The organism is Agromyces soli, from assembly GCF_022811605.1.
GTDB classification, from domain to species: Bacteria; Actinomycetota; Actinomycetes; order Actinomycetales; family Microbacteriaceae; genus Agromyces; species Agromyces soli.
In genome coordinates, this window is sequence record NZ_CP094533.1 from 3,372,932 (window position 1) to 3,386,870 (window position 13,939).

12 protein-coding genes are annotated in these 13,939 nt (G+C 73.8%); 8 read left to right on the top strand and 4 right to left on the bottom strand.

Going from position 1 to position 13,939, the window contains the following annotated elements; genetic code table 11:
* Positions 1-45: 45 nt before the first annotated feature.
* A complete protein-coding gene (locus MTP13_RS16215) occupies positions 46-1,632 on the bottom strand; it encodes an amino acid permease (protein WP_243568693.1) in 1,587 nt (528 codons plus the stop codon).
* 222 nt (positions 1,633-1,854) lie between these two features.
* Here MTP13_RS16215 and MTP13_RS16220 point away from each other — a divergent pair, with 222 nt between their 5' ends.
* Genes MTP13_RS16220 through MTP13_RS16240 form a run of 5 tightly spaced genes read left to right on the top strand, consistent with a single transcriptional unit; the run spans position 1,855 to position 6,971 of the window.
* On the top strand, positions 1,855-3,222 hold the full coding sequence (locus tag MTP13_RS16220; protein WP_243568694.1) for a glutamine synthetase family protein: 1,368 nt from the start codon (positions 1,855-1,857) through the stop codon (positions 3,220-3,222).
* Positions 3,203-4,033 (top strand): gamma-glutamyl-gamma-aminobutyrate hydrolase family protein, encoded by an 831-nt coding sequence (locus tag MTP13_RS16225; RefSeq protein WP_243568695.1) that lies wholly within the window; start codon positions 3,203-3,205, stop codon positions 4,031-4,033. The genes MTP13_RS16220 and MTP13_RS16225 overlap by 20 nt, the downstream gene beginning before the upstream one ends.
* The gene (locus MTP13_RS16230; protein ID WP_243568696.1) at positions 4,030-5,385 is read left to right on the top strand and encodes an aldehyde dehydrogenase family protein; all 1,356 of its coding nucleotides are present in this window, start codon (positions 4,030-4,032) and stop codon (positions 5,383-5,385) included. Before MTP13_RS16225 ends, MTP13_RS16230 begins: the two co-directional genes overlap by 4 nt.
* 52 nt (positions 5,386-5,437) lie before the next feature.
* A complete protein-coding gene (locus tag MTP13_RS16235; RefSeq protein ID WP_243568697.1) occupies positions 5,438-6,226 on the top strand; it encodes a 3-oxoacyl-ACP reductase in 789 nt (262 codons plus the stop codon).
* A gap of 10 nt (positions 6,227-6,236) precedes the next feature.
* Positions 6,237-6,971 (top strand): FadR/GntR family transcriptional regulator, encoded by a 735-nt coding sequence (locus MTP13_RS16240; protein ID WP_243568698.1) that lies wholly within the window; start codon positions 6,237-6,239, stop codon positions 6,969-6,971.
* Between the two features lie 60 nt (positions 6,972-7,031).
* Here the strand turns inward: MTP13_RS16240 and MTP13_RS16245 are convergent, their stop codons facing one another.
* From MTP13_RS16245 to MTP13_RS16255, 3 genes are all read right to left on the bottom strand, one after another.
* Positions 7,032-7,379: a DUF4190 domain-containing protein gene (locus tag MTP13_RS16245; RefSeq protein ID WP_229781772.1), complete on the bottom strand. Its 348-nt coding sequence runs from the start codon at positions 7,377-7,379 to the stop codon at positions 7,032-7,034.
* An 89-nt stretch (positions 7,380-7,468) separates the two neighbouring features.
* Positions 7,469-8,935: a glycerol-3-phosphate dehydrogenase/oxidase gene (locus MTP13_RS16250; RefSeq protein WP_243568699.1), complete on the bottom strand. Its 1,467-nt coding sequence runs from the start codon at positions 8,933-8,935 to the stop codon at positions 7,469-7,471.
* Entirely contained in the window at positions 8,932-9,540 is a 609-nt protein-coding gene (locus tag MTP13_RS16255) for a TetR/AcrR family transcriptional regulator (RefSeq protein ID WP_243568700.1), read from the bottom strand. Before MTP13_RS16255 ends, MTP13_RS16250 begins: the two co-directional genes overlap by 4 nt.
* A 20-nt stretch (positions 9,541-9,560) precedes the next feature.
* Between MTP13_RS16255 and MTP13_RS16260 the strand changes: the two genes are divergently transcribed.
* From MTP13_RS16260 to MTP13_RS16270, 3 genes are read left to right on the top strand one after another with little or no spacing between them, the layout of a single operon-like run.
* Entirely contained in the window at positions 9,561-11,213 is a 1,653-nt protein-coding gene (locus MTP13_RS16260; RefSeq protein WP_243568701.1) for an FAD-binding oxidoreductase, read from the top strand.
* Positions 11,214-11,215: 2 nt separating this feature from the next.
* Positions 11,216-12,166: a YegS/Rv2252/BmrU family lipid kinase gene (locus tag MTP13_RS16265; RefSeq protein WP_243568702.1), complete on the top strand. Its 951-nt coding sequence runs from the start codon at positions 11,216-11,218 to the stop codon at positions 12,164-12,166.
* On the top strand, positions 12,163-13,812 hold the full coding sequence (locus tag MTP13_RS16270; RefSeq protein WP_243568703.1) for a GMC family oxidoreductase: 1,650 nt from the start codon (positions 12,163-12,165) through the stop codon (positions 13,810-13,812). The genes MTP13_RS16265 and MTP13_RS16270 overlap by 4 nt, the downstream gene beginning before the upstream one ends.
* Positions 13,813-13,939: the final 127 nt, after the last annotated feature.

The window sequence follows — 13,939 nt, forward strand, 5'->3', positions numbered from 1 at the left end:
CGCTCCGCTCCTCCCGGCGCCCCCACGCCGGGATCCGTCGCCCGCTCAGCCGAGCGGGGCCGCCCCGCCCGGTCCGCCCGTCGCTCGCCCCTCGGCCGGCTCGTCGACGCCGTCGCTCGCGAGCAGCTGCTCCTCCACCGTGCCGCCGTAGCCCTCGGCCTGCGGGTCGCCGTGCAGGCCGCCGGACACCGCGTACTCCTCCTCCGGGGAGAGCACCAGGCGGTGCCGGCCCCAGACGCCGAAGCCGACGAGCATCACGAGGTACACCACCGCGATCGCGATGATCGCCGGCACGAAGGTCGGGTTCAGTAGGAAGCCGACGAAGATGAGCGCCGCGATGACGGCCGCGGCGATCGCCCCGGGCACGCCCCACGGGCTGCGGTACGGGCGGCTCGCGTTCGGGAACTTGCGGCGCAGCAGCACGAAGGCCACCATCTGCATGAGGTAGGCGAGCACCGCGCCCCACACGGCGATGTTGAGCACGATCGCGCCCGCGACGCCGCCCGCCCCGCCCGCGAGGTCGACGATGTTGAGCGCGACGAAGCCGATGATCGCCCCGGCGACGAGCGCGACCCAGGGGGTCTGCCGCGATCCGGTGAGCGAGAGGAACTTCGGGTAGTACCCGGCGCGGGACAACGAGTACATGTTGCGCCCGTAGGCGAACATGATGCCCTGCAGCGAGGCGAGCAGGCCGACGAGCGCGAAGAGCGCGAGCACGGCGGCCGCGCCGTCGCCGACGATCGCCCGGAAGCCGTCGAGCAGCGGCTCCCCCGCGGTGCCGGTGGCCTCGGCGCCGATGACGCCGGTGTTCAGGAACAGCACGAGCAGGCCGGTGATGATGAGCGTCGCGCGGGCGATGAGACCGGCGCGCGGGATGTCCCGGACGGGGTCGTGCGATTCCTCCGCGGCGAGCGGGAGCTCCTCGATGCCGAGGAAGAACCACATCGCGAACGGCAGCGCGAAGAGGATCGGCAGCACGCCGTGCGGCAGGAACGCCGTCTGGCCGGCGTCGGGCGCGATGTCCCAGAGCGCATCCCAGGAGAACTGGCCGGAGAACAGCGCCATGGCCGAGAACACGAGGATGATCGCGATCGAGATGATCGACACGACGATCGCGAACTTGAACGAGATGCTCGCCCCGGCCGCGTTGAGCGCGATGAACGCGAGGTAGAGGATGGCCCACCAGATCGGCGCCGGCATCGAGAAGCCGAGCAGCTCGCTCGTGATGCCGTCGGCGTACGCCGCCGAGAAGTAGACGATCACCGCGGTGGTGGCGACGTACTCGATGGTCTCCGCGAGGCCCGTGATGAAGCCGCCCCACGGGCCCATCGCCGCCCGCGAGAAGGAGTAGGCGCCGCCCGTGTGCGGCATCGCGGAGCTCATCTCGCCGATGGAGAAGATCAGGCCGTAGTACATGACGATGAGCACGGCGAAGGCGATCAGCATGCCGCCAAAGCCGGCGAAGTCGATGCCGAAGTTCCAGCCCGAGAAATCGCCGGAGATGACGGCGGCGACCGCGAGGCCCCAGAGCCCCCAGACGCCCGCCGAACGCTTGAGCCTGCGCTTCTCGAAGTACCCCTCGTCGGCCGTCGAATACGTGACGCCCGACACCTTGAGCGTGTCCTTGGCCATGGTGCTCCCTTGCATTCATGGCGCGCGCCGTTCGGGGGCGAGCGCGGGGGTGCGGTGTGTTGGCCACGATGATAGGGGCGTCAATGGTCGGCCGTACAGACCTTTCGTGAAGAAATGTCTCGGAAACATCCAGATCGGCTGCGAAGCATCCATTCCCAGCGGCGCGCACTCGTGATGTAATGGTCGCCACAACCGACCATTCCACTCGAGGAGGAGCATCGAATGTCGGCACCCACGGGACCCCTCACGCTCGACCAGCTGCGCAAGGCGATCGCCGACGACCACGTCGACACGGTCATCGTCTCGTTCACCGACATGCAGGGGCGCCTCGTCGGCAAGCGGGTCTCGGCCCGGCTCTTCCTCGAGGACGCCGCCGCGCACGGCGTCGAGGCGTGCAACTACCTGCTCGCGGTCGACGTCGAGATGAACACCGTCGGCGGCTACGCCATGTCGAGCTGGGAGCGCGGCTACGGCGACATGGCGCTCATCCCCGATTTCGCGACGCTGCGGATGGCGCCCTGGCTGCAGCAGACCGCGATCGTCACCGCCGACCTCCGCTGGCTCGACGACTCCCCCGTCGAGCCCTCGCCCCGGCGCATCCTGCAGCGCCAGCTCGAGCGGCTCGCCGAGCGCGGCCTCACCGCCTTCGTCGGCACCGAACTCGAGTTCATCGTCTTCGACGACTCGTACCGCGAGGCCTGGCGCAAGGGCTACCGCGAGCTCACCGCGGCGAGCGACTACAACATCGACTACGCCCTGCTCGCCTCCACCCGCATGGAACCGCTGCTGCACGACATCCGCCGCTCGATGGAGGGCGCCGGCATGTACTGCGAGGGCGTCAAGGGCGAGTGCAACCTCGGCCAGCAGGAGATCGCCTTCCGCTACGCCGACGCGCTCACCACCTGCGACAACCACTCGCTCTACAAGAACGGCGCGAAGGAGATCGCCGACCGGCACGGCAAGGCGCTCACCTTCATGGCGAAGTACGACGAGCGCGAGGGCAACAGCTGCCACATCCACATCTCGCTCCGCGGCACGGGCGGCGAGGCGGTCTTCGCCGACGAGTCCGCCCCGCACGGCATGTCGAAGCTGTTCCGGCACTTCCTGGCCGGGCAGCTCGCCGCCATGCGCGAGCTCACCCTGTTCTCCGCACCGAACATCAACTCCTACAAGCGCTACGTCGCCGGCAGCTTCGCGCCGACCGCGATCGCCTGGGGGCTCGACAACCGCACCTGCGCGCTCCGCGTTGTCGGCCACGGCCACGGCATGCGCGTCGAGAACCGGGTGCCGGGCGGCGACGTCAACCAGTACCTCGCCGTCGCCGCGCTCATCGCCGCGGGCCTGCACGGCATCGAGCAGGAGCTCGAGCCCGACGAGCTCTTCTCGGGCAACGCCTACGAGTCCGACGTCGCCCGGGTCCCCGCGACCCTCCGAGAGGCCGCCGAGCTCTTCGGGGCCTCGACGATCGCCCGCGACGCCTTCGGCGATGAGGTCGTCGAGCACTACCTGAACAACGCGCGCGTCGAGATCGCCGCCTACGACGCGGCCGTGACGGACTGGGAGCGGGTTCGTGGCTTCGAACGACTCTGAGCCGCAGCGCCTCCGGGCGGCGAGCGCGACCGCGCCGGTCATCGGCATCACGACCTATCTCGAACGGGCGCAGACCGGGGTGTGGGACGTGCCCGCATCCTTCCTGCCGAAGGTCTACCTCGACGCCGTCACCGATGCGGGCGGCATCGCCGTGCTGCTGCCGCCGCAGCCCGTGGACGCGCAGCTCGCGAGCCGGGTCCTCGCCTCGCTCGACGGGCTGATCGTGGCCGGCGGCGCCGACGTCGACCCGGCCCGCTACGGGCAGCCCGCCCACGAGCGCACGGGTGCGCCCAGAGTCGATCGCGACGACTGGGAGGACGCGCTGCTGACCGCAGCGATCGACGACGGCGTGCCGTTCCTCGGCATCTGCCGCGGCGCTCAGATGCTGAACGTCGCCCTCGGCGGCACGCTGCACCAGCACCTGCCCGACGTCGTCGGCACCGAGGCGTACCAGCCGGCGCCCGCCGTGTTCGGCGAGACCACCGTGCGGATCGCCCCCGGTTCCCGCCTCGCGGGGCTCGTCGGCGAGACCGACGCCCTGCCCGTGCACGTCTACCACCACCAGGCGCTCGACCGCGTCGCCGACGGCCTCCTCGTGACCGCGCGCAGCGACGACGGGGTCATCGAGGCCGTCGAGCTGCCCGCCGCCCCGTTCGGCGTCGCCGTGCAGTGGCACCCGGAGGAGAACGCCCGCGACCGCCGGCTGTTCGCCGGCCTCGTCGAGGCCGCCCGGTCCCACCGCGCGACCCGCGAGCACGCCCCCGCATCCGCCGCCCCCGCATCCGACGCCCCCGAGAGGACCGCGCCATGACGCACACCATCGTGAACCCCGCCGACGAGGAGTTCGTCACCGCCGTCGAGGGCGCCGACGTCGAGCAGACGGACGCCGCGATCGCCGCCGCCGCGCTGGCGCAGCGCGACTGGGCCGCCGCGGCGCCCGCCGACCGGGCGCGAGCGCTCCGCCGCTTCGCCGAAGCCGTCGACGGCGCCATCGAGGAGCTCGCGGCGATCGAGGTGCGCAACTCTGGGCATCCGATCGGCCAGGCCCGCTGGGAGGCGGGCCACGTCCGCGACGTGCTCGAGTACTACTCGGCCGCCCCCGAGCGGTTGTTCGGCCGGCAGATCCCGGTCGCGGGTGGCCTCGACGTCACCTTCCAGGAGCCGCTCGGCGTCGTCGGGGTCATCACGCCGTGGAATTTCCCCATGACGATCGCCTCGTGGGGCTTCGCGCCGGCGCTCGCCGCCGGCAACGCGGTGGTGCTGAAGCCCGCGGAGTGGACGCCGCTCACGAGCCTCCGACTCGCCGAGCTCGCACTCGAGTCCGGGCTGCCGGAGGGGCTGTTCCAGGTGATCCCGGGTCGGGGCTCGGTGGTCGGCGAGCGGTTCGTGACGAACGAGACGGTGCGGAAGGTCGTCTTCACCGGCTCCACGGAGGTCGGTCAGCGCATGATGGCCGGCTGCGCCGCGCAGGTGAAGCGGGTGACCCTCGAGCTCGGCGGCAAGAGCGCGAACATCGTCTTCGCCGACGCCGACCTCGAGCGCGCGGCGGCCACCGCGCCGTACGGCGTGTTCGAGAACGCCGGCCAGGACTGCTGCGCGCGCAGCCGCATCCTCGTCGAGCGCAGCGTGTACGAGCGCTTCATGGAGCTGCTCGAACCCGCCGTGCAGGGCGTGAAGGTCGGCGACCCCCGCGACGAGGCGACGGAGATGGGCCCCCTCGTCGCGGCGGCGCACCGCGAGCGGGTGCGCGAGTTCGTGCCCGACGACCGCGACGTCGCGTTCCGCGGCAGCGCACCGGACGGCCCGGGGTTCTGGTTCCCGCCGACGGTGCTGACCCCGGCCCGCGACGCCCGCACCGCGACGGAGGAGATCTTCGGCCCGGTCGTGTCGGTCTTCCCCTTCGACGACGAGGCGGATGCGGTCGCGTTCGCCAATGCCGGCCGCTTCGGGCTGTCCGGCTCGATCTGGACGCGGGACATCGGCCGCGGCATCCGCGTCGCCCGCGGCGTCGAGTCCGGCAACCTCTCCGTGAACTCGCACTCCTCCGTGCGCTACTCGACGCCGTTCGGCGGGTTCAAGCAGTCCGGGCTCGGCCGCGAGCTCGGACCCGACGCCCCCGCCGCCTTCACCGAGACGAAGAACGTCTTCATCGCCGTCGACTGAGCCGGCCCGCCACGCCTCGCCCCGATCCGACCATCGCAACCCAGGGAGCACCATGACCGTCACCCCGCTCGACCTCACCCAGCGCCTGGCCGGGCGCGTCGCCGTCATCACCGGCGGCGCCTCCGGCATCGGCCTCGCCACCGCGCGCCGCCTCGCGGCGGAGGGCGCGAAGGTCGTCATCGGCGACCTCGACCCGACGAGCGGCGCGGCCGCGGCGAGCGACGTCGACGGCCTCTTCGTCCAGCTCGACGTCACCGAGGAGGCGCAGGTCGACCACCTCTTCGACGAGGCCGCGCGGGTCTACGGCTCGGTGGACATCGCCTTCAACAACGCGGGCATCTCCCCGCCCGATGACGACTCCATCGAGACGACCGAGCTGCCGGCCTGGCAGAAGGTGCAGGACGTCAACCTGAAGAGCGTGTACCTGTGCTCGCGGGCCGCGCTCCGGCACATGGTCGCGCAGGGCCGCGGCTCGATCATCAACACCGCCTCCTTCGTCGCGGTACTGGGCTCGGCCACCTCGCAGATCTCGTATACGGCGTCGAAGGGCGGCGTGCTCGCGATGAGCCGCGAGCTCGGCGTGCAGTTCGCGAGGCAGGGCATCCGGGTGAACGCGCTCTGCCCGGGCCCGGTCAACACCCCGCTGCTGCAGGAGCTGTTCGCGAAGGACCCCGAGCGGGCGCAGCGCCGGCTCGTGCACGTGCCGGTCGGGCGCTTCGCGAACCCGGAGGAGCTCGCGGCGGCGGTCGCCTTCCTCGCGAGCGACGATGCCTCGTTCATCACCGGCTCGACCTTCCTCGTCGACGGCGGCATCAGCGCCGCCTACGTCACGCCCCTCTAGGCTCGGAAGCATGGACGAGCGGGGAGCGGAGCAGCCGGGCATGCTGGACGCCGGCCTGCTGCTGCGGCCCGCCCGGCCGGCGAACGCCTTCGAGGAGACCGTGCAGCGGCTGCTGCAGACCATCCGGCTCGGGCTCATCGCGCCCGGAGAGCGCCTGCCGGCCGAGCGCGAGCTCGCGGCGACCCTCGAGGTCAGCCGGGACACCCTCCGCGAGGCGATCGGCTCGCTCGCGGACGCCGGCTGGGTCGTCGCCCGGCGCGGCCGCTACGGCGGCACCTTCGTCTCCGATCCCCTGCCCGAGCCCGGGCCCGGCGTGCCCCGGCCGATCGAGCGGCGGGCGCTCGACGACACCCTGGCGCTGCGCGCCGTCGTCGAGGTCGGCGTGGCGCGGCGAGCCGCCGAGAGCGAGCTGAGCGCCGCCGACCGGGAACGCCTCTGGCAGGCGCACCTCGCCTGCGGACAGGCGGACGAGGCGGGCTACCGGGTCGCGGACTCCCGACTGCACCTCGTCATCGCCGAGGTGGTCGGGGCCGAGTCGGTGACCCCGCTCGTCGCCGAGGTGCGGATGCGCATCAACGAACTGCTGGACGGCATCCCGCTGCTCGCGCCGAACATCTCGCACTCCGACGAGCAGCACGGCGCGATCGTCTCGGCGATCCTGAAGGGCAGCCCCGACGAGGCGGCGCAGGCCATGGCCGAGCACCTCATCGGCACCGAGGCGCTGCTGCGCGGCTTCTACGGCTGAGCTCGCGCGCACGCGGAACGGGGGCGCGCCGTCGGCGCGCCCCCGTCCGTGGTGCGGGCGTCAGAACGCGGTCGCGAAGAAGGGCAGGAACGGCAGTGTGAGCGCGCCGAAGGCGAGCATGCCGAAGCCGACGAGCACGGTGCCGACGAGCATCACGGTGTTGAGCACGACGCCCCAGATCGCCATGGTGCGCGAGGCGGGCTCACGCTGGAGGCCGACGATGCCGAGCACGAGACCGCCGATCGGCACCAGGAACGTGAAGCCGGCGACGATCGACACGAGCCCGAGCACGAGGCTCGCGATCGAGAAGCCGTTCGTCTCGGCCGCCCGGGGCTGCGCCGGGGCGGGCTGCTGAGCCCCGCCCGCCGGGTGGACGGGGGTGACGGTGGGATCGATGGTGGTGGTCATGGCTCCAACGCTACGGATCGCGCCGCGACGTCGGTATGGGGATATCCCCCGATTCCGACCCCGAGCGGACCCGACCCCGGGCTGCGGGCTCACCCCTCGGCGAGCGCCTCGGCGACGAGCTGCTCGACGACGGGCAGGCAGCGCTCCCGCTCGGCGGCGATGAAACCGATCCTGGTGCGCCGATCGAGCACGTCGTCGGCGGTGAGCGCGCCCTCGACGCGCACGGCGTACTCGACGTCGGCGCGACGCACGGGGACGCCCTCGGCGATCGGCTCGGCCGCGTCCGCCAGGCGGGCTCGGGCGAGGGCGTCGTCGACCTCGACGAGCCGCAGGCGGGCGGTGCGACTCGGCGGCGCCGCGATCGCCCGTGTCGCCACCGCGAGGTCGACGGCGTCCTCCGCCATCCGCCGGTACGTCGTGAGCTTGCCGCCGAGCACGGAGACGAAGCCGGCGCCCGAGACGGCGACGAGGTGGCGCCGGGAGAGGTCGGCCGTGCGGTCGGCGCCGCTGTCGATGAGCGGCCGCAGCCCGGCGAACGCGCCGAGCATCTGCTCGCGCCGGACCGGCGTCGCGACGACCCGGTTCAGGCTCGCGAGGAGGAAGGCGATCTCGGCCTCGCTCGGCACCGGCACCTCCGGCACGGGCCCCGGCGCATCCTCGTCGGTGAGCCCGACCACGACGCGGCCGGAGCGCTGCGGCAGGGCGAACACGTAGCGGCTGATCGAGCCCTCGTGCGGGATCGTCAGCGCCGCGGACGGGTGGCCGAGGAGCGCGCCGTCGAGCACGAGATGGGTGCCGCGGCTCGGTCGCACGGCGATGCCGTCGTCGAGGCCTCCGGCCCAGACGCCCGTCGCGTTCACGACGGCCCGCGCGCGGAGCTCGAAGCGCTCCCCGCTCAGCGCGTCCACCACCGCGGCGCCGTCGGCGCGAAGTCGGAGCGCGCGCACACGGGTGAGGATCCGCGCCCCGTGCGCTGCGGCCGTGCGGGCGACGGTGACCACGAGCTTCGCGTCGTCGACGAGCTGCCCGTCGTACGAGAGCATCCCGCCGCGCAGGCCCCGCCGCTCGAGCGCCGGCACCAGCCGCCGCGCCGTGCCGGCCGTGACGGGCCGCGGCGGCGGCAGCACCCTCCGCGGGGTGCGTGCCTGCACGCGGAGCAGGTCCCCGAGGCCCATGCCGACCGCCCCGGCGGCACGCTGACGGAGCGAGACGCCCGGCAGGAACGGGAGGAGCTGCGGCAGCGGCCGGATGAGGTGCGGCGCGATCGCGGTCATCAGCAGCTGGCGCTCGGCGGCGCTCTCCCTGGCGGTCGCCACGTCGCCGGTCGCCAGGTAGCGGAGCCCGCCGTGCACGAGCTTCGAGCTCCATCGGCTCGTGCCGAAGGCGAGATCCTGCGCCTCGACGAGCACGACGTGGAGCCCCCGCGAGGCCGCGTCGAGCGCGACCCCGGCTCCCGTGATGCCGCCGCCGACGACGAGCAGATCCGCCGTCTCGCCGGCGGCGCGCTCGAGCTCCCGGCTGCGGCGGCCGGCATCGAGCGCGTCGGGACCGGTCATGGCCGCAGGTGCCCGTCGAGGGCCGCGCGGAGCTCGCGCTCCCAGGCGACCTCGTCGATGAGCTCGGTGACGGTGCCGTGCGAGAGCACGGCCGACTGGGCGATGAGCAGCAGCATGACCGCGATCTCGCGGGGCTCGCCCCGACGCACCGAGCCGTCGTCCTGCGCGGCCGCGATCGCCGTGGCGAGCCAGGCGAGGATCATCCGCTGGCTCGAGCCGACGCGCTGCAGGGTGTAGCGCGTGAACGCCTCCGGCTCGTCGTCGAGCAGCCGCCCGTAGACCGCGTCCGCGCGGAACCGGGCGGAGAAGCGCAGCACGTCGTCGACGAGGCCCGCGCGCGTGCGCGCGGGGGTCTCGAAGGATCCGAGGATGCGGATGACCCGGCGCAGCAGCGCCGAACGGACGACGTCGTCGGCGTCGCTCCAGCTGCGGTACACGGTGGGTCGGCTCAGCCCGGAACGGCGCGAGAGCTCGGCGATCGTCACCCCGCCGAGGCCGCGACGGCGGATGAGCTCGTCCGCGGCGTCGAGCACGCGCGCCTGCGTGGCGTCCCACTCGGGGAGCTCGGCGCCGAACGGCGGCAGCATTGCTTGACGTTCTTCCATGATCTGTCACACTGTAATGCATGAGCGATGCACGCGACAGAGTCGCCGCGGACCCGCCGATGCGGTGGAACGGCTGGGGCGACCCCGCCAAGGCCAAGGAACTGCCGCTCGCCGTGCGCACGCTGCTGCCGCTCCTGCTCGGCCGGGTCCGGCGACCGGCCCCGGCCGCGGAGCTCGACGCCGTGCGCCTGCCGCCGCCCGCGCTCACCGCCGACGAGCTCGACGCGTACCGCGCCGTCGTCGGCGAAGCGCACGTCGAGCTCTCGGCCGAGGCCCGGCTCCGGCACGCCGGCGGCCGCTCCACGCCGGACCTGCTCCGCCGCAGGGCGGCGGAGCAGCTCGCCCCCGACGCCGTCGTGCGTCCGGCGGACCACCACGAGGTGCTCGCCTGCCTCGCCGTCGCGGACGCCCACGGCATCGCGGTCATCCCGTACGGCGGCGGCACGAGCGTCGTGGGCGCCCTCGACCCCGAACGCGGCGCCCACCACGCCGTCGTGAGCCTCGACCTGCGCCGGCTCACTGGCCTCCGCTCCCTCGACGAGCTCAGCGGCGAGGCCGTCCTCGCCGCCGGCACCACCGGCCCCGAGGCGGAGGCGCTGCTCGCCGCGCACGGCTTCGAGCTCGGCCACTACCCGCAGAGCTTCCGCTACGCGACCATCGGCGGCTTCGCCGCCGCCCGCTCGTCCGGGCAGAACTCGGCCGGCTACGGACGCTTCGACACCATGGTCACGGGACTGCGCGTCGCCACCCCCACCGGCGAGCTCGAGCTCGGCCGCTCCCCCGGCTCCGCCGCCGGCCCCGACCTCGTCCGGGTGTTCCTCGGCTCCGAGGGCATCTTCGGGGTCATCACCGAGGTCCGGGTGCGCGTGCACCCGGTGCCGCGCGAGCGGGTGTTCGAGGCCTGGACCTTCCCCGACTTCGCGTCGGGCGCGGAGGGGCTCCGCCGGGTCGCCCAGCACGGCGGCGGCCCGACCGTCATCCGTCTCTCCGACGAGGCGGAGACCGCTGTGAGCCTCGCCCAGCTCGGCAAGCTCGGCAAGGCGCTCGCGAAGGGGGCGAGCGCCGTCACGGTCTACGAGGGCGACGGCATCGAGGACCGCCGGGCGCGCACCGCGGAGCTGCTGCGCGCCGCGGGCGGCACCTCCTCCGGCGCGGGCGCCGCCTCCGACTGGCTGGCCGGCCGCTTCGACGGCCCCTACCTGCGCGACGCCCTCCTCGACGCCGGCGTGTTCTGCGAGACGCTCGAAACGGCCACCACCTGGTCGAAGCTGCCGGCGCTGCGCGAGGCCGTCGAACGCACGCTCAGAGATGGGCTCGGCGCGGCCGGCGCCAAGTCGTACGTGATGTGCCACGTGTCGCACGTCTATCCCACCGGCGCCTCGCTCTACTTCACCGTCCTCGCGGGCATCCGAGAAGAGCCGCTCGAGGTCTGGGAGCGGGTGAAGGCCGACGTCAACGACGCCATCCTCGCGGCCGGCGGCACCATCAGCCACCACCACGCGGTCGGCCGAGACCACGCCCCGTGGCTGGCGACGGAGATCGGCGAGACCGGCATCCGCATCCTCCGCGCCATCAAGCGCGAACTCGACCCGCGCGCGATCCTGAATCCCGGCGCGGTGATCGCGGCCGAGCCGCCCGCGTCCCCCGAACCCGAACCGGGCCTGGAGGGATGACGGTGGGCGGGCACATCGCGGTGCTGGCCAATCCCTTCGCCGGAAAGGGGCGCGGACGCGCCGCGGCGGCATCGGCCGTCGCCGGGCTCCGCGCGCACGGCGTCGAGGTGCGCAGCTACGAGGGGAATTCGGCCGCCGAGACCGCCGCGCTCGCGGTGCAGGCGCTCGAAGCCGCCCCGAGCGCGCTCGTGGTCGTCGGCGGCGACGGCACCCTCTCCGGCATCCTCGAGCCCCTCCTCCTCGACGTGTCCGTGCCGATCGTGCTCGTTCCCGCGGGCACCGGCAACGACCTCGCCCGCGCCCTCGGACTCCCCCGTGACGATGCCGCGGCCGCCGCGGCGCTCGCGCTCACCGGAACCGCGCGGGTCATCGACGTCGGCGAGGTGCGGAGCGCGGGCCGGACGACGCCCTTCCTCACCGTCGCCGCGCTCGGCTTCGACGCGAAGGTCAGCGACCGCACGAACCGGCTGCGCTGGCCGCACGGCGCGCTCCGCTACTACCTGGCGCTCGCGATCGAGCTCGTGCGGCTGCGCCCCATGGACTTCACGATCCGGATCGAGGACGAGGCCGAGTACCGCGCGCCCGGCACGCTCGTCGCGGTCGGCAACACCGAGAGCTACGGCGGCGGCATGCCCGTCTGCGTCGGCGCGCACCCCGACGACGGGCTGCTCGACCTCGTGCACGTCGCCCCGCTCACGCGGCTGCGGCTCATCCGGCTGTTCCCGCTGCTGCTGCGCGGCCGGCACGACCGCCGCCCCGAGGTGACCCACCGGCGCGCCCGGGCCGTGCGGGTCTCGGCCCCCGGGCTCACCGTCTACGCCGACGGGGAGCGGGTCGGCAGCGGCGACTGCGAGATCGTCTCCCGGGCGGGCGCGCTGCGCATCATGGTGCCGCCCGCGGAGGGTCGGCCGACCCTCGGCGAAGCGGCGCACGCCGCGGGCGGCCCGGCATGAGCGCACGGACGGCGTTCGACGAGGACGTCGTCGTCGTCGGCTCGGGCTTCGGCGGCTCGGTGGCGGCGCTGCGGCTGGCGGAGAAGGGCTACCGGGTCCGCGTCTACGAGGCCGGCCGGCGCTTCGCCGACGAGGACTTCGCGAAGACGAGCTGGAACCTGCGGCGCTACCTCTGGGCGCCCGCGCTCGGCTGCTACGGCGTGCAGCGGATCCACCGCCTGCCCCACGTGATGATCCTCGCCGGCGCCGGCGTCGGCGGCGGCTCGCTCAACTACGCGAACACCCTCTACGAACCCGGTCCCGGCTTCTTCGCCGACCGGCAGTGGCGGGATCTCGCGGACTGGGGCGGCGAGCTCGCCCCGCACTACGCGACGGCCAAGCGCATGCTCGGCGTCGTCGAACGCTATCCGCATCACGGACCCGTCGAACGGATCATGGCGGGCGCGGCCGAGGACCTCGGCGTCGGCGACACCTTCCGGCGCGCCCCGGTCGGGGTCTGGTTCGGTCGACCCGGCGAGCGCACGGCCGACCCGTTCTTCGGCGGCGAGGGCCCCGAGCGCACCGGCTGCACGCTCTGCGGCAACTGCATGGTCGGCTGCCGGGTCGGTGCGAAGAACACGCTCGTCAAGAACTACCTCGCGCTCGCCGAGCGCCGGGGCGTCGCCATCGAGGCGATGCGCACCGTCACCGAGGTGCGCGAACTGCCGGGCGGCGGCTTCACCGTCACCACCCGCCGCACCGACGGCCGGCTGCGGCGCGGCGAACGCACCGTCACCGCGCAGCGGGTCGTGCTCGCCGCCGGCACCTGGGGCACGCAGCAGCTCCTGCACCGGATGAAGCGCTCCGGCGCGCTGCCCGCCGTCTCCGACGCGGTCGGCCGGCTCACCCGCACGAACTCCGAGGCCCTCGACGGCGCCGTGGCGACCGCGGTGCCCGACTCGCTCGGCCTCGCGCACGGCGTCGCCATCACGACTTCCTTCCACGTCGACGACCGCACCCACGTCGAGAACGTGCGGTACGGGCCCGGCTCGAACCTCATGGGCGCGCTCGCGACCGTGATGGTGCCGGGCGAGCTCCCGCTCCCCCGGCGCCTCGGCCGGGTCGTCCGGCTCGTGCTGCGCTCGCCCGCCCGCCAGTTCCGGCTCGCCTCGCTGCGCCGCTGGAGCGAGCGCGGCATCATCGCGCTCGTCATGCAGACGGCCGACAACTCGCTGACCCTCTCGCTGCGCCGCCGCTTCGGCCGGCTGAGCCTCACGAGCGCGCAGGGCCACGGCGAGCCGAACCCGAGCCATCTGCCCGAGGCGCACCGCGCCGCCGAGGCCATCGCCGCCCGGATGACCGAGGAGAGCGGTGTGCCCGCCGAGGCGCGCGGCTCGTGGCCGGAGGTGTTCGGCATCCCATTGACCGCGCATTTCCTCGGCGGCGCCCCGATCTCCGCGTCGCCCGCCGACGGCGTGGTCGACGCGTACCACCGGGTGTGGGGCCACCCCGGGCTCTCCGTCGTCGACGGCGCGGCCGTGCCGGCGAACCCCGGCGTGAACCCCTCGCTCACGATCACGGCGCTCGCCGAGCGCGCCCTGTCGTACTGGCCCGCGGCGGGCGCGCCCGACGAACGGCCGAGCCAGGACCGGCTGCTCGCGCGCTGAGCGCCGCGGCGCGCGCCGCCGCGACGGCACTTCTCCGATCGAAGTGACGACAGGGGGCCCTCCGCTTCGCTATGCTCCGATGCAGCGCACGGCCCCTGCCGCGCCGCTCGAGCCCCGGCCCGCCGCG

Bases quoted from the DNA above. Each gene is read 5' to 3' on its own strand.
- MTP13_RS16215 (WP_243568693.1), bottom strand. From the start codon at position 1,632: ATGGCCAAGGACACGCTCAAGGTGTCGGGCGTCACGTATTCGACGGCC.
- MTP13_RS16220 (WP_243568694.1), top strand. From the start codon at position 1,855: ATGTCGGCACCCACGGGACCCCTCACGCTCGACCAGCTGCGCAAGGCG.
- MTP13_RS16230 (WP_243568696.1), top strand. From the start codon at position 4,030: ATGACGCACACCATCGTGAACCCCGCCGACGAGGAGTTCGTCACCGCC.
- MTP13_RS16235 (WP_243568697.1), top strand. From the start codon at position 5,438: ATGACCGTCACCCCGCTCGACCTCACCCAGCGCCTGGCCGGGCGCGTC.
- MTP13_RS16240 (WP_243568698.1), top strand. From the start codon at position 6,237: ATGGACGAGCGGGGAGCGGAGCAGCCGGGCATGCTGGACGCCGGCCTG.
- MTP13_RS16245 (WP_229781772.1), bottom strand. From the start codon at position 7,379: ATGACCACCACCATCGATCCCACCGTCACCCCCGTCCACCCGGCGGGC.
- MTP13_RS16250 (WP_243568699.1), bottom strand. From the start codon at position 8,935: ATGACCGGTCCCGACGCGCTCGATGCCGGCCGCCGCAGCCGGGAGCTC.
- MTP13_RS16255 (WP_243568700.1), bottom strand. From the start codon at position 9,540: ATGGAAGAACGTCAAGCAATGCTGCCGCCGTTCGGCGCCGAGCTCCCC.
- MTP13_RS16260 (WP_243568701.1), top strand. From the start codon at position 9,561: ATGAGCGATGCACGCGACAGAGTCGCCGCGGACCCGCCGATGCGGTGG.
- MTP13_RS16270 (WP_243568703.1), top strand. From the start codon at position 12,163: ATGAGCGCACGGACGGCGTTCGACGAGGACGTCGTCGTCGTCGGCTCG.